Source organism: Intestinimonas sp. MSJ-38 (assembly GCF_018917925.1).
Lineage (GTDB): Bacteria > Bacillota > Clostridia > Oscillospirales > Butyricicoccaceae > Pseudobutyricicoccus.
The window spans coordinates 191,578-217,821 of sequence record NZ_JAHLPO010000002.1 but is presented as its reverse complement, the minus strand read 5'-3'; the positions used below and the strand labels follow the sequence as shown (position 1 = coordinate 217,821).

Here is a 26,244-nt window from a genome sequence, read left to right as displayed (position 1 = left end):
GGGGTTTTTGTTCAGATTCGAAGTTTCTTCCATTTGCCCGAAATAAATCGGAGCCAAACCAGAAGGGAACGAAGCAGCTGATCGGCTGCCAAAGCGATCCAGGCGCCATAAAGGCCCAGGTACGTCAGATTGATCAGCAGAATAGCCAGAGTAGGCCGGACAAAGAGCACGGTGATGGTGGTGATCACAGCGGTGGCCCGGGTATCTCCAGCGCCTCTCAATGCACCGGCCAGAATAAACTGACTGGACTGGAAGGGCTGAATCAGGGCCACAAACATCAGGATCTTGGCACCCGTTTCCACAATCTGCGGATCGTCATTGTACAGCCCCACAATGGTGCCGCCGAAGAGGATGAAGCAGGCCATGATGAAAACGGACACGCACATACCAAGCCGCCGCGTCCGGGAGGTGTAATACTCCGCCATATCGGGCCGCTTTTTCCCCAGGCTCTGACCCATCAGAGAGGTGGCCGACACAGCAAAGGCCTGGCCGTTCATGAAAGAAAGGGCTTGGATGTTCATACACACCTGATGGGTGGCAAAGGCCACAGTACCCAAACCAGCCACAGTACGGGAATAGATGATCATACCGGTACGCATGACCAGCTGTTCGACCATGGCCGGGATGCCCACATTGAAAATGGAGAACATGGCCTCTTTCTCAGGCTTGAACCCGCGGGGGAAATCATGGATGGACAGATGAACATAGTTGCGGTGGCCCATCACCGAAGCAAAGGCCAGCACCATTGCTACCACCTGACCGATGACCGTGGCCAGAGACGCACCGGCCACTTCCATACGGGGGAAACCGAAATTGCCGTAGATCAGCAAATAGTTGAAGAGCACATTGACCACATTGGCCGTCAGGTTGTACATCATGGCGGTACGGCTGTTGCCGGCGCCCCGCAGGGAAGCGGTAATGGTACTGGTAAGGGCCACGGTCACGATGCCCAATGCCTGGATCTTCAGATAGATGGTGCCGTCGGCCAGAGTGGGTGCCTCGGCAGCGCCCATGAACTGCACCAGGGGCTCTGCAAACAGGAACACCAGCACGCCGCCGATCAGCGACAGCACCAGGGTCAGCAGCAAGGCCTGACGCAAGATCAGGTTGGCTTTGTTCTGCTGGGAAGCGCCTTTGTGCCGGGCCACCAGGGCAGTAGCGCCCACATTCATGGCCTGGAACATGGTCATCATCAAAAATTTTGGCTGGGTGGTCAGCCCTACGCCGGCGATAGCGGCAGCCCCCAATTTGCCCACCATCATCAGGTCCACCATGGAGGCCAGCTGAGTCAATGTCAGCTCGATAAAGGAGGGCCAGGCGATGCGTACCACATCCCGGTACATCATCTTGGAAGTGACTCCTTCCGGCAGCTTTTCGGTGGTCTTTCGGGTGGCCACCATGTGTTCGTCCCGGCCTGGTTCCACAAGATCCAGGGCCAGAGACGGCTGGGCAGAAGATTTCGTTTTCATAAGTACCGCCGCGCAGTGCGCGACTGTCATCACTCCCCTTTCTCCGCATTTCTTTGTAAATAGTATATTACAATTTAGCTACCCTGTCCAGCCGAGGGGTGAAAAAAGTTTAGTCACTAAACAGATTCTTCCTATCCCAACACCCCTTGGTATACCCAGGAGGAAAATTTACTTTTCGTAAAAAGAGTTTTCCATAAAATACCTTGCACAAATTTTGGCCTGATTTTTCTCCGAATTTTTATCCCGCCTCTGAAACCCTTGCAACTTCAAGGCTCCCATGGGGGAAGGGGAGGCCAAACACGCCGCCGGACAGGGACTTGACTGCAAAATGCCCCTTGCATTTTTTCAGGAGGTGAATTACTATATATACAGTTTGAAACGATTATAATCACTATATATAGTATGGTAAAGCGACGGTATACAAGAACAAGGGCGATGCCCCTTGATGGGCCGCCGCTGCGGAGCAGGGAGGATGCCTTCCCTGCTCCCGCCATGCAAAGGAGGTTTTTTATGGCTGCTTCCAAACGGCTGCCGGTGCGGGTGAGCGCCGCTTCCTGGGCCGGGCCGGTGTCCATCCGCAAGCGCAGCGGGGATGTGGTGCCCTTTGATCCCAGCAAAATCCGGGAGGCCATCCGCAAAGCCAATGTGTCCGTCCGGGAGGAATCCCTTCCCTTTGCCGCTCTGGAGGAGCTGACCCGCCGGGTGGCCCGCTCCATTCCCCAAGGACAGATCCCGGGAGTGGAACAGGTGCAGGATCTGGTGGAGGAGGCCCTCATCAAAGCCGGTTATGCCAAAACCGCCAAGGCCTATATTCTCTATCGGGCGGAACACGCCAAGATCCGTCAGTCGGAAACCGATCTGATGGAGATCTATAAAGAATTGACCTTCTCCTATGCGGCCGACGCCGACATCAAGCGGGAAAACGCCAACATCGACGCCGACACCGCCATGGGAACCATGCTGAAATACGGCTCCGAAGGGGCCAAATATTTTGTGGACAACTATATCCTGCCCCGGGATGTGGCCGCCGCACACATCAACGGCGATATTCACATCCACGACAAGGACTTCTATATGCTCACCGAGACCTGCTGCCAGATCGATCTGCTGAAGCTGTTTAAAAACGGTTTCTCCACCGGTCACGGCTATCTGCGGGAACCGGCCAGCATCCACAGTTATTCCGCTCTGGGCTGTATCGCCATCCAGGCCAACCAAAACGAAATGCACGGCGGCCAGTCGGTGCCCAATTTCGATTACGCCATGGCTCCCGGTGTGGCCAAAACCTTCCGCAAGGAATATTTCAAGGCTCTGGGACAATACCTTAACGCCTTCTGCTCCCTGGAATACGGTCAGGGACAGGCTCTGGTCCAGAATGCCAAAGCCCAGGTGGGGGATGATGTGTCCATGGGCCAGCCTCAACTCTACGGCGCCCAGCTGGTGCCCTGGCTGGTGCAGCAGACCCTGCCTCAGGGCGGCACTCTCACCGCTGCACAGGCCCAGAAGGCCCATGATATGGCCACTCAAACCGCCATGGCGGAAACCGACCGAGCCACCTATCAGGCTATGGAAGCCCTGGTACACAACCTGAACACCATGAATTCCCGGGCCGGAGCCCAGGTTCCCTTCAGCTCGGTGAACTACGGCACCGATACCTCCCCCGAAGGGCGGATGGTGATCCGAAATCTGCTTCTGGCCACCGATGCCGGTCTGGGCAATGGGGAGACTCCTATTTTCCCGGTACAGATCTTCAAAGTGAAAGAGGGGATCAACTACAACTCCCAGGACCCCAACTACGATCTGTTCCAGCTGGCCATCCGCACATCGGCCAAGCGGCTGTTCCCCAACTTCAGCTTCCTGGATGCCCCCTTCAACCTGCAATACTACAAAGAAGGGGATTATAACAGCGAAGTGGCCTACATGGGCTGCCGCACCCGGGTGATGGGCAATGTGCACGATCCGGAGCGGGAAATCACCTGCGGCCGGGGCAACCTGAGCTTTACTTCCATCAACCTGCCCCGTCTGGGCATCGAAGCCCACGGGGATCTAGACCGCTTCTACGAGATGCTGGACGAGAATATCGACCTGGTCATCCGCCAGCTGCTCCACCGCTTCAAGATCCAGGCCGCCAAAAAGAGCCGCAATTACCCCTTTCTTATGGGCCAGGGCGTGTGGATCGACAGCGAAAAGCTGGATGTGGACGAGCCTGTGGGTGAAATCCTCAAGCACGGCACCCTCAGCGTGGGCGTTATCGGCCTGGCCGAAACCCTGGTGGCCCTCACCGGCCAGCACCATGGCCAAAGCCCGGAAAGCCAGAAGCTGGGCCTGGAGATCATCGGCCATATGCGCCGCCGGATGGACGAGGAATCCCAAAAGACCGGCCTGAACTTCACCTTGCTGGCCACTCCGGCCGAAGGGCTTTCCGGCCGCTTCCTCCGCATCGATCAGAAGATCTATGGCAAGCTTCCGGGAATCACCGACCGGGATTATTACACCAACTCTTTCCACATCCCTGTGTATTTCCCCATCCGGGCCTTTGACAAGATCCGGCTGGAAGCTCCCTATCACGCCCTGACCAACGCCGGTCACATCAGCTATGTGGAGCTGGACGGGGATGTGTGCAAAAACCCCAAGGCCTTCGAAGCAGTGATCCGTTGTATGAAGGAAGCCGGTGTGGGCTATGGCTCGGTGAACCATCCGGTGGACCGGGACCCGGTGTGTGGATATACCGGCGTCATCGACGAGGTTTGTCCCCGCTGCGGCCGCCGGGAAGGGGAGGGCGTGCCCATCGAAAAGCTCCGTGAACTGCGGAAAAAATTCCCCGGCATGCCGAACTTTTACGGTTTGGAATAAATAAGTAATAAATTGCATTTTGTATAGAAAGGAAGCATGCACCATGACCGAAGGAAAGCTGACACAGAAAGAGGCCTGCGTGGGCCAGGGCGTGAAATTCGAACGAATCCGCCGGATCACCGGTTATCTGGTGGGCACCACCGACCGGTTCAACAACGCCAAGCGGGCGGAGGAAAAGGATCGGATCAAGCATGGCGTCTAAGGAGCTGCGGCTCAGCGGCATTGTGGAGGAATCCATCGTGGACGGGGAGGGCATCCGCTTTGTGGTCTTTACCCAAGGCTGCCCCCACCACTGTCCTGGCTGCCACAATCCCCAGACCCATCCCTTTGAAGGGGGATTTTTGGGGGACATTCCCGCTCTGCTGCGGCAAATGGGAGAAAACCCCTTGTTGCAAGGCCTGACCATCTCCGGCGGAGAGCCCTTCTGCCAGCCGGAAGCCCTTCTCCCTCTGGCCCGCGGGGCCAGGGAACAGGGGAAGGATGTGACCATCTATTCGGGCTATACCCTGGAGCAGCTTTTGGAAATGGCCAAAGATCATCCGGCTATTCTGGATCTTCTCCGCGCCTGCGACATTCTGGTGGACGGCCCCTATGTAGAGCAGCTGCGGGATCTGACTCTGACCTTCCGAGGCAGCTCCAACCAGCGCATTTTGGTTTTGAAAGAGGTTTTGCCTCCCCAATGAAAAAAGCCCTGAGCATCAGGGCTTTTTTTGTTGCCCCTTTCCTGGGATAGGAGTACAATAAGGGCATACGAATCCGTCATCTGTTTGACAAGGAGGAGATCATGGTATTTATCTGCTATAACAACTGCAGCACCTGCAAAAAAGCACAGGCCTTTCTGGACAGCCGCGGCCTTTCCTATGAATCCCGCCCCATCAAGGAGCAGAACCCCACGGCCCAGGAGCTGGAGCAATGGCACAAGCAAAGCGGTCTTCCTTTGAAAAAATTCTTCAACACCAGCGGCCAGCTCTATCAGAAAATGGGGCTGAAGGACAAGCTGGGTGAAATGGACGAAAAGGCCCAATACGATCTGCTGGCCCAGGATGGCATGCTGGTCAAGCGGCCCATCCTGCTTTTGGACGACGGCCAGGTCCTTCTGGGGTTCAAAGAAGGGGAATGGGCCGCCGCCCTGGAAGGGTAACAGGCTATGGGCTGTTTAGGCAATCTGCTGTGGCTCTGTCTGGGCGGCTGGTCTCTGGGCCTTTCCTGGCTGCTGGCCGGCGTGCTGTGGTGTATCACCATTGTGGGCATCCCCATCGGCCTGCAATGCTTTAAATTCGCTGGACTGGCTCTGTTCCCCTTTGGCAAAGAAGTGGTCTATGGGGGCGGCGCTGTGTCCTTTTTGTGCAATCTGGTGTGGCTCATCGTCAGCGGCCTGCCCTTGGCCTTGGTATCTGTGGGGACCGGGCTGCTTTACTGCATCACCATTGTTGGTATTCCCTTCGGGATTCAATGCTTCAAGCTGGCCCAGCTGGCTTTGATGCCCTTCGGGGCCCGGGTGGAATAAGGAGGAGCCATGCGTCTGTTTATCGCCCTGCCGGTGACAAGGCGCTGCCGGGAACAGATCTGGGGACTTTCCCAGCGGCTGCAAAAATGGGATCCCCAGGCCCGATGGGAAAGGCCGGAAAAGCTCCATCTGACCCTGGCCTTTCTGGGAGAGCAGCCGGATGAAAGGGCCGCCCGCGAGGCCCTTTCCAGGATGAAAGGCCGGGAGTTTGCTCTCACCTTTTCCCACCTGGGACGATTTCCCGGGGAAAGAGGGGATGTGATCTTTCTCCGCCCGCAGCAAAGTCCTCCCCTCATGGGGCTGCAAAAACAACTGGCCCAGGAAGTGGAGCAAGAGGGCATCTTCCTGGAAAAGAGGCCCTTTTCCCCGCACATCACTCTGGCCCGGCGAGGGAAAAAGGAAGTGTCTTGGGAGCGCCTCCCGCTGTCCCCCTTGATGCTCCCCGTGCGGACCCTTTCTTTGATGGAATCCATCCCATCCCCTGGCGGCACCAGCTACCGCACCCTGCATCAGATTCATCTGGAAGAATAGCAACCAATCGAAAGGAGCGATTCATATGAAGGTATTCATCAGCGCCGACATCGAAGGCGTGGCCACCACTCTTTCCCACGAGGATTGCCGCCCCGGCAATCCCAACTATCCCTATCACTGCGACGAAATGACAAAGGAAGTGCTGTCGGCCTGTGAAGGGGCCATGGAAGCAGGAGCCGACGAGATCGTCATCAAAGACGCCCACGGCCCGGCCTGCAACATCGACAGCAAAGTCCTGCCTCCCTGTGCCCAGATCATCAAAGGCTGGTCGGGGCATCCCTACCTGATGGTGGAGGGGCTGGACAAAAGCTTTGACGCCGCTTTGTTCGTGGGCTATCATAGTGCCGCTTCCCGGGAGGGCAATCCCATGTCCCACACCGTCAGCGGCCGCCCGGCCTGGATCAAACTCAACGGCCAGATTTGCAGCGAATTTATGATGTTCAGTTTGTGCGCCGCTAGCCTGGGTGTGCCCACCGTCTATCTTTCCGGAGATCAGCAGCTGTGTGAGGATTCCCAGAGTCTGCACCCCTGCCTGGTAACCACGGCAGTCAAGGCCGGTGTGGGCGGTGCGCTGCGCTGCCTGGCCCCTCAGAAGGCCCAGCAGCTGATCCGGGCCGATGTGAAGCGGGCCCTCTCCCAGTCTTTCCAAGGGAAAGTTCCCGCCCTGCCCCAGCATTTTACCGTAGAAGTGTGCTACAAAGATCACAATCTGGCGGCCAAAAACGCCTTTTACCCCGGCGCACATCGTTTGGATGACTGCACCATCTCCTTTGAAACCGATGATTATTTTGAAGTGATGCGCTTCTTCCGGTTTGTTCTCTAAATCCCCGGCCGGAAAGGAGTCCTGGTTCATGGACAAAATACAACAGTTGCAGCAGTTTGTGGACGAAAGCAGTTACATCGTCTTTTTTGGCGGCGCCGGCGTCTCCACCGAAAGTGGCATCCCCGATTTTCGCAGCACCGACGGGCTCTATTATATGAAATACCACTATCCTCCGGAGCAGATCATCAGCCGTAGCTTTTTTGAAAAGGACCCGGAGGAATTTTACCGGTTTTACCGGGATAAGATGCTCTGGCCGGAGGCCCAGCCCAACCCGGCCCACGAAAAGCTGGCCCAGCTGGAACAGGAGGGCAAGCTGAAAGCGGTGATCACCCAGAACATCGACGGACTGCATCAGATGGCAGGCAGCCGCCGGGTGCTGGAACTCCACGGCACGGTACACCGGAATTACTGCCAGAAATGCGGCAGGCTCTTCGGCATGAGCGATATCCTGCGCAGCGAAGGCGTGCCCCACTGTCCCTGCGGCGGCGTTATCAAACCCGATGTGGTGCTCTATGAAGAGAGCCTGGACACCCGCATCCTCACCCAGGCGGTGGAGGAGATCGCCCGGGCCGATCTGCTGATCGTGGCCGGTACCTCTCTTGTGGTCTATCCGGCCGCAGGGCTGCTGGACTATTTCAATGGCCGTCACCTGGTGCTCATCAACCGCACCGAAACCGGCCGGGAGGGAAGAGCCAGCCTGTTTATCCAGGACAGTGTGGGAAAAGTTCTTTCCCGCCTGCGCTGAAGCTGCTTTTTTTGGCAGAAATCGCCCTTGACAACCGGAGAAAAATGGTTTAATCTTGTAAGAAACCAATCCAAATGCATTGACCGGGGGAAAAGAAGCCCGCCTGGCCTGCAGAGAGCTGTCGGATGGTGCAAGACAGCGGCAGAAGGCTTTTCTAACTGACCCACGAGCAGCAAGCCCAACGGCATTTTGCCCAGTAAGCGCGCCGGAAGCCCACCGTTATGAGGGCACGGGGTGATGGCCCCGACCGAGTGGGCCCTTTGGCCAACAAGAGTGGTACCGCGGGATTGCACCGAATTCCGTCTCTTGCGTTTTTTGCAGGAGACGGTTTTTTATTGGTTTGCCTCGCCTGCCAGTTTTCATCGAAAGAGGAGAAGGAAAAATGGATCTGATCAAAAAAACCCGGGACGAAAATTGGGAAGAAGAAGACTGGTGCAAAGACCGCTGGATGCTCCAGGGCTATGTGGTCAATTCCGGCTCCCACATTTCGGCAACCGCCAATGTGAGCCTGTGTTACAATGGAGATGGAATGGAGACGGTGGCCTTTGGCATCGGCCCCATTGAGGCGGCCTTCCACGCCATCGAAAACATCGTACAGACCGGCGCCCAGCTGGTCAGTTACAGCATCCGCTCTATGAGCCGGGGCATGGACGCCCAGGGCCAGGTGGAGGTGCAGCTGGAGCATGGCGGAAACACCATCACCGGCGTGGGACTGAGCACTGACATCATCGAAGCCAGCATCAAGGCCTATCTGGACGGCGTCAATCAGATTCTGGCAAAGTAACCAAAGCGGGAGGCAAGCCTCCCGCTTTTTTGTAGGGCCCGTGCCTTGTGCCCAATCTCAAATGGGGGTACAATGGGAAAAGACTGCCTCGGAATCGAGAGGCAATAGGGGGAGGACACAATGGAAAAAGGGAGAAAAAAGAAACCGCTTCCCACCAGGCGGACCATGATCGTGGCCTTTGTGCTGACGGCGCTGTTTGCCGCCATGGCCATGCCTCCTCTGGCGGTGCATTTCAGCGAAAAGCGGGGAAGCATCCAGGTGGAGGGCACGGTGGTGGACATGGAACGCAGCCGCTCTCTGCGCCAGAACAAAAACGGAGGATATTACAACTCCTACGACCAGTTCCCGGTGTATGAATTCACTTATGGCGGGGAAGAGCTGCGCCTGACCGGCGACGCCCGGGGCGATGTGGAGATCGGTGAAACCCGCTCCCTGTATTACTGGCCGGAAACCGGTCTGGTCATTGCCAAGGGAGACGCCCGGCGCCTTGTTCTGTCGGCAGTAATGGGACTGGCCGCCTGCTGCGCCTTTGTCACCGGCACCCGGGCGGCCTGGCTGCGGCGGGATATGGAGGAAAACAAACCCAGCAAAGCCAAAGGACGGATTTTCCGGATTTTCATCCTCACCGGTGTCGTGTGCATCGTCTTTGTCATTTTGCTGGTGACCACCGAGCTTCGCTATATCTGGACCGGCGTGCAGGTGCGGGCCCAGGTCCAATATCCTGACGGGGACGGCCGGGGAGCCAGCGTCACCTTCCAGTGGAAAGACAAGGAAAAAGGGGTCCATGCCGTGACCTCGCCCTTCTCTCTGCTGCCCAAAAGCTACTACCGGGGCGACAAATTGATCATCTACTATAACACCGGCTGGCAGCAGGGACATATTCCGGCCAACCGGGGCCTTGTGTGGACCGGCGCTTTGGGCGGAAGCGCTGCGGGGATCATCACCCTATCCTGGGGCGTTTGGGGACTGACCCGGCAAAAACGGCGGCAGAAAAGCGAAACTCCCAGTATCTGAGCTCCCATACTTTTCTTTGCCCGTATCGGTTGTTTCAGTCCAGAAATCCATTGTCCTGCGTGATGCGGATTTTGCGAAAAAAAGGCGGCCTTGCGGCCGCCTTTTTTTCGCATTATAATAAAATATAAAATCATCCAAAGGAAAGAGGGGGACCGCCATGAACCAAACTCTGATCATCGGAAAGAAAGACGCAGAAGAACTTCTCACCATGGAAGCCTGCATCCGCGCCATGGAAGAAACATTCCGGGACATTTCCGCTGGAAAAACCACCATGCTTCAGCGGAGCATGATGCCCCAGAAGAAGGGGAACACCTTTGCCCTCATGGCATCGGACAACCAGCAGCAGGAAATCTGCGGCGTCAAGGCCATTGTCTTTCCCGGCTCTGAGGCCAAGAAAAACGGCACCAGCCAGGGAGTCATCCCCTTGTTTGACAGCACCACCGGCGCTCTTCTGGCCATTGTGGATGCCGAGCACATCACTGCACTGCGCACCGCCGCCGCCAGCGCTGCGGCCACCCGTGTGCTGGCCCGGGAGGACAGCTGCACCCTGGGATTGCTGGGCGCCGGGCGCATTGGCCGGATGCACATTGCCGCCATATCCCAGGTGCGCCCCATCCGCCGTGTCTTTGTATGGAACCGCACTCCTGCCGGTGGAGAAGCCTGTTGCAAATGGGTAAAAGAGCAGTTAGGGCTGGAAGCTGTCCTGTGCGAAACACCCCGTGAGGCCACGGAGCAAGCGGATATTCTCTGCACCGTCACTCAGGCCAAGGAGCCGCTGGTGGAGGGAGAATGGATCAAGGAAGGAGCTCATATCAACGCTGTGGGCGCTTGCGCCCCCACGGCCCGGGAAGTGGACAGCTGCACCGTCTGCCGCTCGGCCATCTACCTGGATCAGCGTCAGGCCGCTTTGCGGGACGGTGGAGATCTGGTGATCCCTCTGGAAAAAGGGGAGCTTTCCATGGACAACATCCGGGGCGAAGTGGGCCAGGTGCTTCTGGGCACCGTGCCCGGCCGGCAGAGCCTGGAAGAGATCACCTTTTTCGAATCGGTGGGCATCGCTGTGGAAGACCTGTCCGCCGCCCATCTTCTTTACCAGCTGGCCCTGGAAAAAGGCCGGGGAACGATGGTGGAAATCGGCTGATCTGTTTATCAAAATCCGGCCTATACAGAAAATCCGCCGCTTGCTGTGCAAGCGGCGGATTCAGACTGTAGTAAAAGCAATATCATCAAAAGAAATCTTATGCTCTTCCCCGAATCAATTTGCAAAAAGCCGCGACCTGTGCGTGGCTTTTTGCACCTCTCAAGGGCCAGTGTGGCCGAGTGGCTGCACGCAGCCCCTTGCAAAAACCCGAAAAAGTGGCCTAAGCCACTTTTTCGGAACGCTCACCCCGCCGCTTGCTGTGCAAGCGGCGGGGTTTCTTGTTTTTCAGCAAAGGGCGGCACGGATGACGGCCTGGTATTCCTCTCGAGAAGAAACCTTGCCCACAGCAGAGAAGGAAGCATTGGGCAGCTTAAACAGCTCCTGGGCCAACTGATGGACTCCATCCCGGGTGACGGCGTCATATCCCCGGATGATATCCTCGGCGCTGAGGGGATGGCCATAGAGGAACTCGCCCCGGGCGTTGGCATTCATCCGGCTGTTCATGCTCTCCAGGCTCATCAAAGCCGAACTCTTCAGCTGTTCCACCGAACGCCGCACTTCTTCTTCCGTGGGGCCTTCCTGGGCAAAGGCCCGCACTTCCTGGCCGATGAGCTCCAGAGCCTGCATTTCGGTGGGACGGCCCAGGGCGGTATAGATGTCGAAATAGCCGGTGTCCCGATGGGCCGAAGAGAAGGAATAAATGGTATAACAAAGGCCCTTCTGCTCCCGCACCCGCTGGAACAAGCGGGAGGACATTCCGCCGCCCAGGATGTTGCTGAGCACCTGCATCCGGTAACGCTCCGGGCTTCCGGCGGCGATGCCGGGGAAGGCCAGGCACAGATGGTTCTGCTCAATGTCCTTGGTCTTGGTGGTGAAAGAGGGCTGATAGACGGCCTGGGGCGCTGTCAGCGGCTCTCCCCCCGGCATCTTTTCAAACCGGCGGGCAATCTGCTCGATGTCGTTCATGGTAAAGCTGCCGGCCACCGATACCACGGTATTGGCGGCAGAATAACGGCTGCTGCAATAATCCCGCAGGGTGTCCCCCTGGATCTTCTCCAGGGTCTCCCGGGTGCCCAGAATGGGACGGCCCAGAGAGGAACCCTTGTAAATGGCCGAGGACAGCCGCTCGACCACCAGATCGTCGGGGGTGTCCTCATACATACCGATCTCTTCCAGAATGACGCCCCGCTCCAAATCGGTCTCCTGCTGGCCAAACCGGGAGTGGAAATACATATCACACAGAAGATCGGCGGCTTCCTGGATGTGGGTGTCCAGCACCCGGGCATAGTAGCAGGTGTTCTCTTTTGTGGTAAAGGCATTGACCTGGCCGCCGATAGCGTCAAAGGCCGTGGCCAGCTGGGCCGCCGTGCGGCTTTCGGTGCCTTTGAAAAGCATATGCTCGATGTAGTGGGAAATGCCTCCCAGCTCTTCCGGCTCATGACGGGAGCCGCTTTCCACCCAAACGCCCAGGGCGCAGGAGCGCACCGAGGGAACCTGCTCATAAAGAATACGCACGCCGTTGGGCAAAGTGATTTTTCCGATCATAGTCACACCTCAAACGCAAAAATCTGCGGCCCTGCCGCGTAAAAGGCGGGGCGGGCCGTGAGACCCGCCCCGTTTCCCGGAGCTTTGTCTGGCTCCGTAACAGTATTTCTTCTTTTTTACCGGATATGTTCGCCGGGCTTGGCGCCGCCCCGGGCGTTGATCTCGGCAATGGCGTCCTTGCGGGACAGGTTGATCCGGCCCTTGTCGTCGATCTCCACCACCTTGACCCAGGTCATGTCACCGATGTTCAGCACATCTTCCACCTTCTCCACCCGACGGTTGTCCAGCTTGGAGATGTGGATCAGTCCATCCTTACCAGGGGCAATCTCTACAAAGGCGCCGAAGCTCATGATGCGCACCACTTTGCCATAGAAGATGTCGCCGATCTCCGGATCCTTGACAATGGCCAGAATGGTCTTCTTGGCGGCGTCGCAGTCGGCGGCATTGATAGCGGCGATGCACACCGAGCCGTCGTCCTCGATATCGATCTTGGTGTTGGTGTCGGCAGTGATCTTCTGAATCACAGAGCCACCCTTGCCGATGACATCGCGGATCTTCTCGGGATTGATGGTGAAGCGCACCATCTTGGGAGCATAGGCAGACAGCTCAGGACGGGGAGCGGGGATGCAGGGGAGCATCACCTCGTTGAGGATCTCCATCCGGGCCACACGGGTCTTTTCAAAGGCTTCTTCAATGATCTCCATGGTCAGGCCGTCGCACTTGATGTCCACCTGGATGGCGGTGATGCCCTTCTCAGTGCCAGCCACCTTGAAGTCCATGTCGCCGAAGAAGTCTTCGATGCCCTGGATATCGGTGAAGGTAATATGGCGGTCGCCTTCCACCACAAGGCCGCAGGAAATGCCGGCCACAGGGGCTTTGATGGGCACACCGGCATCCATCAGAGCCAGGGTGGAGCCGCAGACGCTGCCCTGGGAAGTGGAGCCGTTGGAAGAGAGCACTTCCGAGACCAGACGGAAGGAATAGGGGAACTCTTCCACAGAGGGGATGACGCATTCCAGCGCACGCTCGGCCAGAGCGCCGTGGCCGATCTCCCGGCGACCGGGGGAACGGGAGGGTTTGGCCTCGCCCACGGAATAGCCAGGGAAGTTATACTGGTGCATATAGCGCTTTTCGGTTTCTTCGTAGATGGTGTCCAGCTCCTGGGCATCCCGGAGAGTACCCAGGGTGCAGGTGGTCAGAACCTGGGTCTGGCCACGGGTGAACAGGCCCGAGCCATGAACACGGGGCAGCAGGCCCACTTCGGCGGCCAGAGGACGCACCTCGGTGAGGCTGCGGCCGTCCACACGCTTCTGCTCATCCAGCAGCATGCGGCGCACCACATACTTCTGCAGCTTGTACATGCACTCGCCGAAGAGCTTTTCGCTGTCGGGGTATTTCTCGCCGAACTTCTCGATCACTTCATCGGTGAGGGCGTCGATGGCCTTGTCCCGCACGGTTTTGTCCACAGCCAGAATGGCCTCCCGCACCTGGGCCTCGGCATAATTCTTCACATCTTCGTACATCTCAGCAGGCACGGTGATGTGCTCGAAATCAAACTTCTCTTTGCCGATCTCCTTCTTGATGCCGTCGATGAAGGCCACCAGCTTCTTGATCTCATCGTGGGCGATGGCGATGGCCCGGAGCATCTGGTCGTCGGGGAACTGATCGGCGCCGGCCTCGATCATGACCACCTTGTCAGCGGTACCGGCCACGGTCACATTCAGCTGGCTCTTCTGCCGCTGCTCGGAGTTGGGACACACCACATAAGCGCCGTTGACATAACCCATGTTGACGCCGCCAATGGGGCCGCCCCAGGGGATGTCGGAAATGGACAGGGCAATGGAGGTGCCGATCATGGCGGCGATCTCCGGCAGGTTGTCGTGGTCCACGCTCATGACGGTACAGCTGATGACCACATCGTTGCGCATATCCGAGGGGAAGAGGGGACGGATGGGCCGGTCGATCAGGCGGGAAGCCAGGATGGCCCGCTCGGAAGGACGGCCTTCCCGGCGCATGAAGCTGCCGGGGATGCGGCCCACGGCGTACAGCTTTTCTTCAAAGTCCACAGACAGGGGGAAGAAGTCGATGCCGTCCCGGGGCTTCTTGGAAGCAGTGGCATTGACCAGCACGCAGGTATCGCCCCAGCGCACCATGCAGGAAGCGTTGGACAGGCCGGCCAGCTTGCCGGTCTCCACCACCAGAGGCCGGCCGGCCAGGGTGGTTTCAAATCTTCTTTCGTTGGGGAATTCCATCTTGGTAATCATAAAAAGGTTCCTCCTTTTCCGGTGCGGATACCCAATGCTTTTAGCACTTGAATGGCCGGGCCTTGCCATGAGACCGGGTCATTCAACTGCTAAAAAGACAGGGGGCACCGCAGGTGATTGTGATATTCTGGATGAAAGAAAATGCACAGAAGGGAGGACAAAGATTTGTCCCCCCTTTTGCATATTTCTTTACTTACGCAGGCCCAGCTTCTTGACGATGGCGCGGTAACGCTCCACATCCTTCTTCTGGAGATAAGCCAGCAGGCCACGGCGCTGGCCGACCATCATCAGCAGGCCACGACGGCTGTGGTTGTCCTTCTTGTGAACCTTCAGATGCTCGGTCAGCTCGTTGATCCGGGCAGTCAGAATGGCGATCTGCACTTCGGGAGAACCGGTGTCGGTCTCGTGCAGGCGGTTGGCTTCGATCACTTCGGCCTTTTTGTCTTTGAGAATCATTGGTATTTCCTCCTGTTTTTCATTCGCCGCAAGGCTGTGTGGGGGGCCTGGAAGGCGCTTTGCTGAAACAAAGCCTGGATCCCCGGACAAAGCACAAGGGCACACATTTGGATTTTACCATAGCTGCTCATAGATGTAAAGGAAAAAAACAGAAAAAACCGATGCTTTTTTATTCTTTCACCTGATAGCCGCAATAGGTGATGGCGGCCTTGGCCAGAACCGTGGTGGGGTCGACGCATTCCTCTTCCAGATGGAACAGCTCCTGGAGAATGGGAAGCTCGGTGCAGCCCAGGATAAAGTAACCGGCACCCTTTTCCTTCATCTGCTGCAAAACCTTGCGGAAAGCCGCTTCATCCAGGTTCTCGCTGCCCGATTTTACCCCGTAGATCAGCTCCATCAGCACTTTCTGCTGCTCTTCGTCGGGAGCGATGCAGGGAACCCCCTGCTCTTCCAGGGCCTTGTGATAGATCCCCGAGCGGATGGTGCCGGTGGTTCCCAGCAGTCCCACCGGAGTATCGCCGTGGCTCTCCCGGCAGGTGCGGGCGGTCTCCTCCAGCATGCTGATGAAGGGGATGGGGGAGACTTCCTTCAGCCGGGGCAGGAAGTAATGGGCGGTGTTGCAGGGCATGATGAGCACATCGGCCCCGATAGAAGAAAGCTTCTTCACCGAATCGGTCATGGCGGGCACCGGATCGGCTCCCCCTTCCAGAATGGCGGTGGTGCGGTCGGGAATCTGGGCGTTGTCGTCGATATAGATGCGGATATGATCGTTATCGCAGCCGGCCTTGGTGAGCAGGACGATCTTCTTGAACAAGTCGGCGGTGGCTAGAGGCCCCATGCCTCCCAGGATGCCAATGGATTTTTTCATTTTTCTAACCTCACAAACAGAATTTTATTGGTTTTCTTTCAGCCAACGGGTGGCACAATGGGCATAGAGGGCGGCCCCCACCGGCAGACAGCCTTCGTCCGGGGTGACAAAGGGGCTGTGGAGGGCATAGGTATACCCTTCCTCTGTGCTGCCCGCCCCCAGGTTGATCATCATGGAAGGCACTTTGGTGGACACATAGGCAAAGTCCTCACTGCCCAGAGAGGGCTGGTTTTCCCGGACGAATACCTTGTCCTCCGGCACGATCTCCTTGATAAAAGGGAGCATTTCTTCGCACAGGGCCGGATTATTATAAGAAGGAGGTGTGCCGCCGGTGGGTTCTTCCACCCGGATGGTGGCCCGGAAGGCCTTGGCAATGCTTTCAGCCACTTCCCGCACCCGGCGGATGAGGAATTCCCGGTTTTCCGGAGACAGGGCCCGGATGGTGCCCTCCAGTGTGGCGGTGTCGGCGATGATATTGCAGGCCGATCCGCCCCGGAACACTCCCACAGTGACGATGGACAGCTGATCGGCCGGCACTTCTCTGGCCGGGATCTCTTCCAAAGCGATGAGGATATGGGCGGCTACGCTGATGGCGTCCACACCCTGATAGGAAGAGGCCCCATGGCAGCCCTTGCCCTGGACGATAATGCGGAAACTGTCCCCCGAGGCGTGGGAGGGGCCTTTGGTGAACTTGACGCTGCCCACCGGGCTTTCCGGATTGCCGGTGCCAATGTGCATGGCAAAGGCGGCGTCCACATGGGGATTTTCCAGCACGCCGTTTTCCACCATATCTCGTGCGCCGGCCAGCTTTTCCTCGGCCGGCTGGAACATCAGTTTGACGGTGCCCGGAAGGGCGCTTTCATTTTCCTTGAGGAGCTTTGCCGCCCCCAGCAGCATGGCCGCGTGGAAATCGTGGCCGCAGGCGTGCATGCAGCCGTTTTTGCTGGCAAAGGGCAGATCGGTCTGCTCCGGGATGGGCAGAGCGTCGATGTCTCCCCGCAGCAGGATGGTTTTACCCGGCTTACCCAGGGTAACCACCACCCCGGCTTTGCCGCAGCGCTCCCCTTCGATGCCCATGGCACGAAGCTGGCTCATGATCCGTTCCACAGTGTCGTCCAAATCAAAACCCACGCCGGCGTGAGAGTGGATATACCGGCGGTTTTCGGTGATCTCCTCCTGGAGTTCATAGGCGCGTTTCAGATAGGGATTCATTTGATTTCCTCCTTGTGATTTCGGGCCGAACGAACAGTTTTATTATAGTACTCCCGGGCCTGCTTGACAAGGACGCGATCCACCGGGGAGGGATCGTAGCGGGCCGACAGATATACCTGCCGCAGCAGCGTGAGCCCTTCCTGTTCGTAGCAGGACAGACACCGCTGCAAAATCTCCCGGGTGGTGCTCTCCGGCGTGATGTGGATGCCCCGTTTGTGGGCATCCCGAAGGAAGCGGGCATAGTAGTGGCGCACCGCCCGGCGAGGGTCCCGGGGCGTGAAGATCTCCCGTCGGGGCCCTTTGGGTTCCCGCCATTCCTCCCGGGTGTCCTCCATCTCCGCTTGTCGGTCGTCGCTGTAGCGCCGCCTTGTCATGCGCCAGAGCACATAGCCGATGATGGCCATCAGCGCCAGAATCAGCGCGCCGATGATGATGCGCTGCACCCACAGGGGCGTTTGCGTCACCTGTTCATATTCCATTCCCTTGAGTCCAAAAGCCAGCTCCACCTCTCCTTCGGTGGGCAGGGTGGGCTCAAACTTTCCGTGAAACAGGGAATAGATAAAACGGAAAACATAGGCGATGACGGTCACCGCCAGCAGCAAAAGCCGGGCAAAATTCACAACCACCAGGTTGTAAAACAGGGCCAGACCATTGCGGTAAAGGATCTGGGCCGGTTCTGTGGCCGAGATCAATGTGAGGACGGCCAGAAAGACCAGCACGGCCAGATTCCGCAGCAAAAACTTCTTGTTTTCCAGCGTGGCCGGGCTGTGGCGCAGCATCCGGGTCTGGAGCACCGAGGATGCCAGAAAGAGAAAGGCCAGGGGCACCGCATCGGTGAGGGCGGCCACGCCGCCGCTGGCCAACGCCAGAAGGGGCATGGCAATGGCCAGAATAATGGAACAGCGGTTGAAATTTTCCAGAGCCATATCATAGGAATGATAGTAGATCTTGCGAAACACCAGCAGCGTTCCATAAAGGCAGCCGAAAAGATAGACTCCGATATCCGGAGCGGTATGTAAAAAGAAAAGCCCGATGAGACACAACAGAAGGGGAAGCCGCTCCCACTTGTTTTTTCGGCTGTTCAACAAACGGCACAGCGCCACGGCCAAAGGGGGGAGCAGACACAGAGGCAGGGGAATTCCATTCCCTTTCATCTGGGTGGCAAAATAATTGCCCAGGATGAAATAAAAGGAGAACTCCGACACCATTTTAAAACAAAACAGCAAGTTCATCCGCTCACCTCCTGGGAACTCATCCCATCCTCCCGGGCGTTGATGATAAACAGGCGGCCCTGGCTCTGCTGAAACAGGGGAGCCAGGAAGGCGTCGCTTCTCTGCAGCGGCGCAGGAGTGATGAGAATATGGGCCTGTCCATCCCTGGCCCCCCGCACTGCCCGGTTGACCAAAGAGGAAAAGGATTCCCGCACATCATAAGTGGCCCGTCCCAGGCCCTCCAGGATGGCGCGGGTATGGCCGGAACCCAGACCGTCGGACACCTGGTTCCACTGGCCGATGGCTCCGGCGGTGGCTGCATTGGTAAGGAAGGAGCAGGAAAAGCCCCGCTTCTCCAGCGCCTCCAGCACCATACGGGTGAGGGAGAAGCACCGCTCCAGCTCTTCATGGCTGCCCCCCTCCACATTGAGCAGCACGGTGACGGTGTTTTCCACCGTGTGATCCAGCTCCTTCACCATCAGATGGCCGGTGCGCACCGAGTGCTTCCAGCTGATGGACTTCATCGGCTCTCTCCCGGTGTATTCCCGGGCGCCAATGGTGAGCATGGGATCTTCCAGAATAAACCGCTGCACCGAAACATCCCCCAGAAAGCCGCCCAAAGCCCGGCTGAGGGCCGGCTCTTCCACCCGGGCCGGCAGCACCACAATCTCATAAAAAAGGGGGACATTCCGGAATCGTCTGGTAAACCCCAACAGGTCCCCGCCGGTGATGGTGGCATCGGAAATGATCCGCCGCCCTCTTTGGGGCAGGCTGGCCTTGATGCGCCGGGTGAGTTTTTGCCGGGGGCCCAGAAAGCAGGAGGAATACAGCCTGCAAACAGTGGGGTCGCTTTGGAAATGGCCCAGGTAGGCATTGAGGCAGATGTCGTGAGGCAGATTCTGCACCACTTCCAGATAGGACACCGGCAGCCATTTGCCGTTTTGTATGGTGGTCAAAAGCTGAAATTCCTCTCCCGGTTCCACCACGCTCTGGGAAGGACGGCAGCTGTATGACACACGGGACAGCGCGCTTTTCACCGACACCAGTTCACAGAGCAGGGCGCAGACAATGAGCAGAAAAAGAAGGAAAAGCAAAGTGCCTCCCTCCTTTACAGGTTTTCTGTGGGCACCGGCACGGCGGCGATGAGCTTTTGCAGATAGGTCTGCACATCCCGGGAAGAAGCCAGGGAAGAGGAAGACAGACGATGTCCCAGCACATGGGGTGCCATATCCTTCACATCCTCGGGAATGACAAAATCCCGGCCGTGGAAGGCGGCCGTCACCTGAGCAGCTTTATACAGGGCGATGGCGCCGCGGGTGCTGACGCCCACGGAAAAGCCGCTGTCCTGGCGGGTCTTTTCCACCAAATCCATGAGATAGCCGGAAACCACGGGAGAAAATTTCACCTGGGTATAGTTTTCCCGCACATAGGCGATGTCCTCCGGGGTGACGGTGGCCTGCAAAGAATTGATCATATGAGCTGTGCTGGGTCGGCCGATCAGCTCCAGTTCCTCCTGCCGGTCGGGGTAGCCCATGTGCAAACGCATGAAGAACCGGTCGGTCTGGGCTTCCGGCAAGGGGAAGGTGCCGTAGGACTCCAGGGGGTTCTGGGTGGCCATAACCATAAAAGGTTCTTCCAGAGGATAGGTCTTGCCGTCCACCGAGATCTGCCGCTCCTCCATGGCCTCCAGCAGACTGGACTGGGTGCGGGGCGTGGCCCGGTTGATCTCATCGGCCAGCACGATATTGGCGAAAAGGGGCCCGGGGCGGAATTCAAATTCCCCGGTCTTCTGGTTGTAAAAGTCGATGCCGGTGAGATCGGAGGGCAGCAGATCCGGGGTGAACTGGATACGGCTGAACTTGCCGCCCAGCACCTTGGAAAAGGCTCTCAGCATCATGGTTTTACCGGTGCCCGGCACATCTTCCAGCAGCACATGGCCCGAGCAGACAAAACAGGTGAGCACCAACTGGGCCACCTCTCTTTTTCCCACGATCACCGAACACACCGGCTCCAGAACGGCATCGCGGAAGCTTTCAAATCGTTTGATATCCACAGGCAAAACTCCTCTCTGAAAAATGGGGATACAGATGATCCATATAGATATGACAAAGGCCGTTTTGCAAAGGGTTTCTTTGCAAAACGGCCAGGCTTGTCCGAATGTCTTATTCCTCGCTGATGGCGCCAACGGGGCAAGTGGAAGCACAAGCGCCGCAGGACACGCAAGTGTCGGCATTGATCTCGTAGTGAGAATCGCCTTCGCTGATCGCGCTGACGGGGCACTGAGCCGCGCAAGCGCCGCAGCTTACGCAAGCATCGCTGATTTTATAAGCCATGGAAAAAGCACCTCCTCTTTAAATTACAGATTCATCATACCATGATTTGCGGAAATTGCAAATGAATTTTTTGCGAATCTTCGGAAAAAATACCCTCAGCGAAAAATGACAAAAAGGTGGTGTCGAACAAAGTGGAAAAAAATCAAAACCTGGAAAACCTGTCCTGGCGGCAGCTCCGCCAGGAATTGGGCGGGCCTGTGACCCTTCCCCACGAAAACCGATTCGGCAGTGCATCCGCGCTTTCCGCTCTTTCCACCCAGCCCAAAACCCAGTGAACAGGGTTTTGAGGCTACATACACCGCCTCTTGCAATTTGAAAAATATTTGCTATACTGTTGGCATAAAGTCAAAGAAAGTCAAAGTCAAATATTTTGAAGAAGGGAATCCCCATGAAACTGTCCGATCTCATCGCCCAATTCATCACCGACCAGCTCACCGGCCAGGATGCCGTGGAGCTCCAGCGCAGCCAACTGGCCAGCCGCTTCGGCTGCGCCCCCAGCCAGATCAACTATGTGATCGAGACCCGCTTTTCCCCGGCCCGGGGATTCAGTGTGGAATCCCGCCGGGGCGGAGGAGGATATATCCGCATTGTGCGGGTGCCCATGGGGCCCTCCGCCCTTTTGCAGCACACTGTGGCCGCTCTGGGAGAGCAGGTGGATCAATCGGGAGCTCAACTGCTCCTGTACGATCTGCACAAGGCGGGCATCCTGGGGGATGAGTGCTTCTGCGCTCTGAAGGCCTGCCTGGGCGACCAGGCTCTCTCCGCCGTTCCCCAGCCCCTCCGCCCCCGGCTGCGGGCGGAAATGCTGGGGGCCGCTCTGGCGGCTCTGGCTGCGGAACAATAACGAGAAAGGAGGCTATGGGTATGCTGTGCCAAAAATGTGGCAAGAATCAAGGGGAAGGTTACTTTCGCTGCTTTTCTGAGAACGGTTGGGTGAGCTTATGGCTGTGCCCGGCCTGCGCCAGGGAGGAGGAAGCCATCCCCTGCAAAGGCAAACAGGCCCCTTCGCTGGAAGATCTGCTTCCCCCGGTGCCGGAAATGACATCTTCTCCCGGCCGGGTCTGCCGCTGCGGCGCCCGGGAAGAGGAAGTCCGCCGCACCGGAAAGCCGGGCTGTGCCCATTGTTATGAAACCTTCCGGGATACCTTTGTCCCCTTGATCTCCAAGATACAGGGGGATACACATCATCAGGGCCAAGTCCCCCGAAGCCAGGAGGGACGGCAGGCCATCCTGCGGCTGCGCCAGCAGCTTCAGCAGGCGGTGGAGCGGGAAGAATACGAAAAGGCCGTCCTTTTGCGGGACACCTTGCATCAGATGGAAAACACCCCCAAGGAGGGAAACATATGACCCAGCACACATGGCTGAACGACCCCTATCTGGCTTTGGGCGCCCAGGTACGCCTGCGGCGCAATGTGGACGACCTGCCCTTCAGTCCCCGTTTGCAGGAAGCACAGGCCCTGGGCCTGCTGCATCGGGCCGAGGATGCATCAAAGCGGGCATCGGGCGCAGAAATGGTTCTGGTACCTTTGCAGGATCTTTCCCCCGATTGCCGCCAGGCTCTGGTGGCTCAGGGGCTGATTTCCCGGGATATGGAACGGAAAAACCCCTGCGGTCTGATCTGGGGCCGGGACAAAGGGCTGGAGCTTTTGGTCAATGGGGAGGAGCACCTGACCATCCAGGCCCAGGGAGAGGCCCCGGACCTGGAGCCGCTGCTGAAAAAAGCAATGGTTCTGGAAACCCTGCTGGAAGAGAGCCTGGACTTTTCCTATGACGAAGAGTGGGGCTATCTCACCCAGGACCCCCAGCACATCGGCACCGGATTGCAGGCTTCGGTGGTGCTTCATCTGCCCCTGCTCACCCGCACCGGCCAGATCAAAAATGTGGCGGCTGCGGCCCGTCGGGTGGGGATCAAAATGGAAAACACCCCAAGCCGGAAGGAAAGTTACCGTCTTATAAATCAAGCCACATTGGGCATGGACGAAGAAAGCATCATTCACAAGGTCAATGAAGCTGCCCAGGGAATCTTATCCCGGGAAATGGCCTGGCGGCAGGCTTTCCGCCGCCAGCATCCCGGCGTGATGGAAGACCGGGTGTGGCGGGCCATGGGCATTGCCCGCTGCGCCCGGCGGATGGACTGGGAAGAAGGACAGCTGGCCGTCTCCCAGCTGCGGCTGGGAGCATCCCAGGACATCCTGCCCGGGTTTTCTCCCGGAGAGCTGATGCGGCTGGAGGAAGAGATCCACCCGGCCCTTTTGACACTGGGAGCCGGCCGGTCCCTTTCCCCGCAGGAGGAAGAGGAGGCCCGGGCCCGCTGCTTCCGCCGTGTCCTTTCCCAAAAGCCCTTGGAGGACTGAACAAAGGAGGTCACCATTTCACATGGCAAACAACAGATGGACGGAAAAAGCCCAAAACGCCCTGCGTCTTTCCTATGAGGCGGCCAGCGCTCTGGGCCACAACTATGTGGGCTCGGAGCACATTCTCCTGGGCCTTTTGGGAGAAAAGCGGGGAGTGGCTTCCAAAATACTCCTTTCCTATGGTGTGACAGGGGATGCCCTCACCGCTGCCATCGTCCAGGCCATCGGCAAGGGGACACCCGGCGTTCAGCCCATGGGCATGACCCCCCACGCCAAGGAGATCATGGAGCTGGCCGCAGCCGAAGCGGCCGGACAGGGGGCGGAATACATCGGCACCGAGCATATGCTCATGGCCATCCTTCGGGAAAAAGACAGCTCCGCCATGGGTCTGCTCCGCTCTCTGGGCACCGACGCCCGGGCCATCTACCGGACGCTGGAGGAGGGAGGAAGGGAAGAATCCCCTCTTGCCTGCCCTGGAGAAAGGCGGAAAATCGGAGAGAAAAACACCCTCAAGGCCCTGGGACAGTTCGGCATCGACCTGACCGCCCAGGCCCGGGAGGGAAAGCTGGACCCGGTGATCGGCCGGGAGCAGGAGATCCAGCGGGTGATGCAGATCCTTTCCCGGCGGCAGAAGAACAACCCCTGCCTGATGGGTGAGCCGGGCGTGGGCAAAACCGCCATTGCCGAAGGCCTGGCCCAAAAGATTGTGCAGGGGGATGTGCCCGAGACCCTCAGCGGCAAGCGACTGATCACCCTGGACCTGAGTGCCATGGTGGCCGGAGCCAAATACCGGGGTGAATTTGAAGAACGGCTGAAAAACGCCCTCCAGGAAGTAAAGAGAGCCGGGAATATCATTCTCTTTATTGATGAGCTGCACATGATTGTGGGGGCCGGGGCCGCCGAAGGGGCGATGGATGCCGCCAATATCTTAAAGCCCGCCCTGTCCCGGGGCGAACTCCAGGTGATCGGTGCCACCACCACCCAGGAATACCGGAAACACATCGAAAAGGATGCCGCCCTGGAGCGCCGCTTCCAGCCGGTGACGGTGGAAGAGCCCTCCCAGGAGGATGCCCAAAAGATCCTGCTGGGTCTGCGGGACAAATACGAAGCCCATCACAAAATCAAGATCACCGACGAGGCCATCCGGGGTGCGGTGGAGATCAGCGCCCGGTATATCCCCGACCGGTATCTGCCGGACAAAGCCCTGGATCTGCTGGACGAAGCAGCTTCCCGGGCCAGACTGAAAAACATGACCCCGCCGCCCTCCCTCAAGGCTCTGGAAGATACCATCGCCCAAACCGAAAAGGAGAAGGAGGAAGCGGTGCGCACCCAGGATTTTGAGCGGGCCGCCGCTTTGCGGGATGAAGAAAAACAGCAGAAAGCCCAGCTGGAAGAGCAGAAAGAACAATGGGCCCTTTCCCGGGGCCGGATCTCCGGGGCCATCGGTCTGGAGGACATCGCCCAGGTGGCCGCTCTGCTCACCGGCATCCCGGTGGCTCAGATGACCGAGGACGAAGCCGTGCGCCTGGCCCACCTGGAAGAAGAACTCCACCGCCGGGTGGTAGGGCAGGAGGAAGCCGTGCGGGCTGTGGCCAAAGCCATTCGCCGGGGACGGGTGGGACTGAAAGACCCCAACCGTCCCGTGGGCAGCTTTCTCTTCCTGGGCCCCACCGGCGTGGGAAAAACCGAACTGGCCAAGGCGTTGGCCCAAGGGGTGTTCGGGGAGGAAAAATCCCTGATCCGCCTGGACATGAGCGAATACATGGAGCGCCACAGCGTCTCCAAGCTGGTGGGCTCGCCGCCGGGATATGTGGGCTATGAAGAGGCAGGACAGCTCACGGAAAAAGTACGGCGCAGACCTTACTGCGTGCTGCTGTTTGACGAGATCGAAAAGGCCCATCCCGATGTGTTCAACCTGCTTTTGCAGGTGCTGGACGACGGTATCCTCACCGATTCCCAGGGCCGCCGGGTGGACTTTAAAAACACCATTATCATCATGACCTCCAATGTGGGGGCCAGCCAGCTGCAAAACAAGCGCCCTCTGGGCTTTGGCGGCGCACAAGGGGAAGAAGAAGACCGGCAGATGAAAAAAGAGCTGCTGGCCCAGCTGAAAAAGGCCTTCCGCCCGGAGTTCCTTAACCGCATTGACGACACCATCGTCTTTACCCGGCTGCAAAAGGATGAGATCTGCCAGATTGCCGCCCGTCTGATGAATCAAGTAGTAGAGCGGCTCCGGCAGACCGGTCTGGAGGCTTCCTATGACGACGCTCTGCTATATCATCTGGCCGAAAGCGGCTTTGACCCGGACTATGGCGCACGGCCTCTGCGACGGGCCGTACAGTCCCAGATCGAAGACCTAGCCGCCATGGAACTGCTGGAAGGCCATGTGAAAAAAGGAGAGCATGTGCTCTTTACCCTGCGCGACGGTGAAGTACTTCTGGAAAGAGAAGAGAACCGAAAACCTGCTTTTGCCCCGGCCCTTTCCTAAAAGCAAAAGCCCCGGCGGAATGTCCCGCCGGGGCTTCATTTCTTTCAGTGCTCCATATGCCGGCCCAACAAGGCGGCCATGGCCTGACAGAGCTTGCTTTCGCTGTCGGAAGCAGTCTTGCTCTCTCCCAGGCAGGCCACAGCTCCCAGCAGATCCCCGCCCGACAGAATGGGGGCGGCGGAAGTGACAAACAAGGGCGCCTCCCCCTGACACAGGGGAAGGGGCTTTCCTGCACCGGCCCGATACACCTGCCGCTCCTCCATCATCTGACACAGCTCCGGGGAGAGCCGGCCTTCCTGCACCTCTTTGCGGCAAGGACCTGCCGCGGCCACCACCGAATCCCGATCGGTGACCGCGGCGCTGCACCCCAGGGTACGGAAAATAGCGTCGCACATCTGCTGAGCAAATTCTCCCTGGTCATCCATCATGGAATATTTTTTAAAAATCACGCTGCCGTCCTTTTCAGTAAAGATCTCCAGCGGGTCTCCCTCCCGGATGCGCAAAGTGCGCCGGATCTCCTTGGGAATCACCACCCGCCCCAGATCGTCAATACGCCGGACGATACCGGTAGCTTTCATATGCCAATTTCTCCTTTTATTTCAGATACTGGGAATAGTGTATGGAATCCATGGGCAGTTATACAGGCAAA

Annotated in this window: 26 protein-coding genes and 1 pseudogene; 16 read left to right on the top strand and 11 right to left on the bottom strand. The window is 58.1% G+C overall.

All coding sequences use genetic code 11. From position 1 onward, the window contains the following. Nucleotides 1-11 precede the first annotated feature (11 nt). Nucleotides 12-1,469, bottom strand: coding sequence for an MATE family efflux transporter (locus tag KQI26_RS02340; protein WP_216503041.1), 1,458 nt, complete (start codon nucleotides 1,467-1,469; stop codon nucleotides 12-14). A 510-nt stretch (nucleotides 1,470-1,979) separates the two neighbouring features. Between KQI26_RS02340 and KQI26_RS02335 the strand changes: the two genes are divergently transcribed. The 11 genes and pseudogenes from KQI26_RS02335 (at nucleotide 1,980) to KQI26_RS02285 (ending at nucleotide 10,864) form a co-directional block, all read left to right on the top strand. Beyond that, nucleotides 1,980-4,319 carry an anaerobic ribonucleoside triphosphate reductase gene (locus KQI26_RS02335; protein ID WP_216503040.1) on the top strand — a complete coding sequence of 780 codons (2,340 nt, stop codon included), beginning with the start codon at nucleotides 1,980-1,982 and terminating at the stop codon, nucleotides 4,317-4,319. A gap of 88 nt (nucleotides 4,320-4,407) precedes the next feature. Next, a pseudogene (gene nrdD / locus KQI26_RS02330) lies at nucleotides 4,408-4,521 on the top strand (anaerobic ribonucleoside-triphosphate reductase); the annotation flags it as partial. Continuing rightward, nucleotides 4,511-5,002, top strand: coding sequence for an anaerobic ribonucleoside-triphosphate reductase activating protein (nrdG, locus tag KQI26_RS02325; protein WP_118746378.1), 492 nt, complete (start codon nucleotides 4,511-4,513; stop codon nucleotides 5,000-5,002). The pseudogene nrdD and the gene nrdG, both read left to right, overlap by 11 nt. 101 nt (nucleotides 5,003-5,103) lie before the next feature. Beyond that, nucleotides 5,104-5,460, top strand: a complete 357-nt coding sequence (locus KQI26_RS02320) for an arsenate reductase family protein (RefSeq protein ID WP_216503039.1) — start codon at nucleotides 5,104-5,106, stop codon at nucleotides 5,458-5,460. 6 nt (nucleotides 5,461-5,466) lie between these two features. Beyond that, a complete protein-coding gene (locus tag KQI26_RS02315) occupies nucleotides 5,467-5,826 on the top strand; it encodes a YccF domain-containing protein (RefSeq protein WP_118746376.1) in 360 nt (119 codons plus the stop codon). A gap of 9 nt (nucleotides 5,827-5,835) precedes the next feature. Continuing rightward, nucleotides 5,836-6,357, top strand: coding sequence for an RNA 2',3'-cyclic phosphodiesterase (gene thpR / locus KQI26_RS02310; protein ID WP_216503038.1), 522 nt, complete (start codon nucleotides 5,836-5,838; stop codon nucleotides 6,355-6,357). A 25-nt stretch (nucleotides 6,358-6,382) separates the two neighbouring features. Next, the gene (locus KQI26_RS02305) at nucleotides 6,383-7,180 is read left to right on the top strand and encodes a M55 family metallopeptidase (RefSeq protein ID WP_216503037.1); all 798 of its coding nucleotides are present in this window, start codon (nucleotides 6,383-6,385) and stop codon (nucleotides 7,178-7,180) included. A gap of 28 nt (nucleotides 7,181-7,208) precedes the next feature. After that, on the top strand, nucleotides 7,209-7,925 hold the full coding sequence (locus tag KQI26_RS02300) for an NAD-dependent protein deacylase (RefSeq protein WP_118746373.1): 717 nt from the start codon (nucleotides 7,209-7,211) through the stop codon (nucleotides 7,923-7,925). Nucleotides 7,926-8,307: 382 nt separating this feature from the next. Further along, complete coding sequence (locus tag KQI26_RS02295; protein WP_216503036.1) at nucleotides 8,308-8,709, top strand: alpha-isopropylmalate synthase regulatory domain-containing protein; 402 nt, start codon at nucleotides 8,308-8,310, stop codon at nucleotides 8,707-8,709. A 120-nt stretch (nucleotides 8,710-8,829) separates the two neighbouring features. Next, a complete protein-coding gene (locus KQI26_RS02290; RefSeq protein WP_216503035.1) occupies nucleotides 8,830-9,723 on the top strand; it encodes a hypothetical protein in 894 nt (297 codons plus the stop codon). Between the two features lie 157 nt (nucleotides 9,724-9,880). Next, nucleotides 9,881-10,864 (top strand): ornithine cyclodeaminase family protein, encoded by a 984-nt coding sequence (locus KQI26_RS02285; protein ID WP_216503034.1) that lies wholly within the window; start codon nucleotides 9,881-9,883, stop codon nucleotides 10,862-10,864. Between the two features lie 285 nt (nucleotides 10,865-11,149). Here the strand turns inward: KQI26_RS02285 and KQI26_RS02280 are convergent, their stop codons facing one another. The 9 genes from KQI26_RS02280 to KQI26_RS02240 form a co-directional block, all read right to left on the bottom strand. Further along, nucleotides 11,150-12,409, bottom strand: coding sequence for a pitrilysin family protein (locus KQI26_RS02280; protein ID WP_216503033.1), 1,260 nt, complete (start codon nucleotides 12,407-12,409; stop codon nucleotides 11,150-11,152). A 116-nt stretch (nucleotides 12,410-12,525) separates the two neighbouring features. After that, nucleotides 12,526-14,673: a polyribonucleotide nucleotidyltransferase gene (locus KQI26_RS02275; protein WP_253292618.1), complete on the bottom strand. Its 2,148-nt coding sequence runs from the start codon at nucleotides 14,671-14,673 to the stop codon at nucleotides 12,526-12,528. A gap of 189 nt (nucleotides 14,674-14,862) precedes the next feature. Further along, complete coding sequence (gene rpsO, locus KQI26_RS02270; protein ID WP_118425244.1) at nucleotides 14,863-15,129, bottom strand: 30S ribosomal protein S15; 267 nt, start codon at nucleotides 15,127-15,129, stop codon at nucleotides 14,863-14,865. 169 nt (nucleotides 15,130-15,298) lie between these two features. Further along, complete coding sequence (locus KQI26_RS02265; RefSeq protein ID WP_118746367.1) at nucleotides 15,299-15,997, bottom strand: aspartate/glutamate racemase family protein; 699 nt, start codon at nucleotides 15,995-15,997, stop codon at nucleotides 15,299-15,301. A 24-nt stretch (nucleotides 15,998-16,021) separates the two neighbouring features. After that, nucleotides 16,022-17,209, bottom strand: coding sequence for a M20 family metallopeptidase (locus KQI26_RS02260; protein WP_216503032.1), 1,188 nt, complete (start codon nucleotides 17,207-17,209; stop codon nucleotides 16,022-16,024). Next, nucleotides 17,206-18,441: a DUF4129 domain-containing protein gene (locus tag KQI26_RS02255; protein WP_118746365.1), complete on the bottom strand. Its 1,236-nt coding sequence runs from the start codon at nucleotides 18,439-18,441 to the stop codon at nucleotides 17,206-17,208. The genes KQI26_RS02260 and KQI26_RS02255 overlap by 4 nt, the downstream gene beginning before the upstream one ends. Then, the gene (locus KQI26_RS02250; RefSeq protein ID WP_216503031.1) at nucleotides 18,438-19,514 is read right to left on the bottom strand and encodes a DUF58 domain-containing protein; all 1,077 of its coding nucleotides are present in this window, start codon (nucleotides 19,512-19,514) and stop codon (nucleotides 18,438-18,440) included. The genes KQI26_RS02255 and KQI26_RS02250 overlap by 4 nt, the downstream gene beginning before the upstream one ends. Nucleotides 19,515-19,528: 14 nt before the next feature. Next, nucleotides 19,529-20,473, bottom strand: a complete 945-nt coding sequence (locus KQI26_RS02245; protein ID WP_216503030.1) for a MoxR family ATPase — start codon at nucleotides 20,471-20,473, stop codon at nucleotides 19,529-19,531. 109 nt (nucleotides 20,474-20,582) lie between these two features. Beyond that, nucleotides 20,583-20,753, bottom strand: coding sequence for a DUF362 domain-containing protein (locus KQI26_RS02240; RefSeq protein ID WP_118425230.1), 171 nt, complete (start codon nucleotides 20,751-20,753; stop codon nucleotides 20,583-20,585). Between the two features lie 131 nt (nucleotides 20,754-20,884). Between KQI26_RS02240 and KQI26_RS02235 the strand changes: the two genes are divergently transcribed. The 5 genes from KQI26_RS02235 (at nucleotide 20,885) to KQI26_RS02215 (ending at nucleotide 25,595) form a co-directional block, all read left to right on the top strand. Beyond that, entirely contained in the window at nucleotides 20,885-21,028 is a 144-nt protein-coding gene (locus tag KQI26_RS02235) for a hypothetical protein (RefSeq protein WP_177613645.1), read from the top strand. A 113-nt stretch (nucleotides 21,029-21,141) separates the two neighbouring features. Continuing rightward, nucleotides 21,142-21,597, top strand: coding sequence for a CtsR family transcriptional regulator (locus KQI26_RS15485; protein ID WP_118746362.1), 456 nt, complete (start codon nucleotides 21,142-21,144; stop codon nucleotides 21,595-21,597). Nucleotides 21,598-21,617: 20 nt separating this feature from the next. Further along, nucleotides 21,618-22,100, top strand: a complete 483-nt coding sequence (locus KQI26_RS02225) for a UvrB/UvrC motif-containing protein (protein ID WP_216503029.1) — start codon at nucleotides 21,618-21,620, stop codon at nucleotides 22,098-22,100. Then, complete coding sequence (locus tag KQI26_RS02220) at nucleotides 22,097-23,107, top strand: hypothetical protein (RefSeq protein ID WP_216503028.1); 1,011 nt, start codon at nucleotides 22,097-22,099, stop codon at nucleotides 23,105-23,107. The genes KQI26_RS02225 and KQI26_RS02220 overlap by 4 nt, the downstream gene beginning before the upstream one ends. Before the next feature lie 22 nt (nucleotides 23,108-23,129). Beyond that, nucleotides 23,130-25,595, top strand: coding sequence for an ATP-dependent Clp protease ATP-binding subunit (locus tag KQI26_RS02215; protein WP_216503027.1), 2,466 nt, complete (start codon nucleotides 23,130-23,132; stop codon nucleotides 25,593-25,595). A 44-nt stretch (nucleotides 25,596-25,639) separates the two neighbouring features. Here the strand turns inward: KQI26_RS02215 and KQI26_RS02210 are convergent, their stop codons facing one another. After that, nucleotides 25,640-26,173 carry a stage V sporulation T C-terminal domain-containing protein gene (locus KQI26_RS02210; protein ID WP_216503026.1) on the bottom strand — a complete coding sequence of 178 codons (534 nt, stop codon included), beginning with the start codon at nucleotides 26,171-26,173 and terminating at the stop codon, nucleotides 25,640-25,642. Nucleotides 26,174-26,244: the final 71 nt, after the last annotated feature.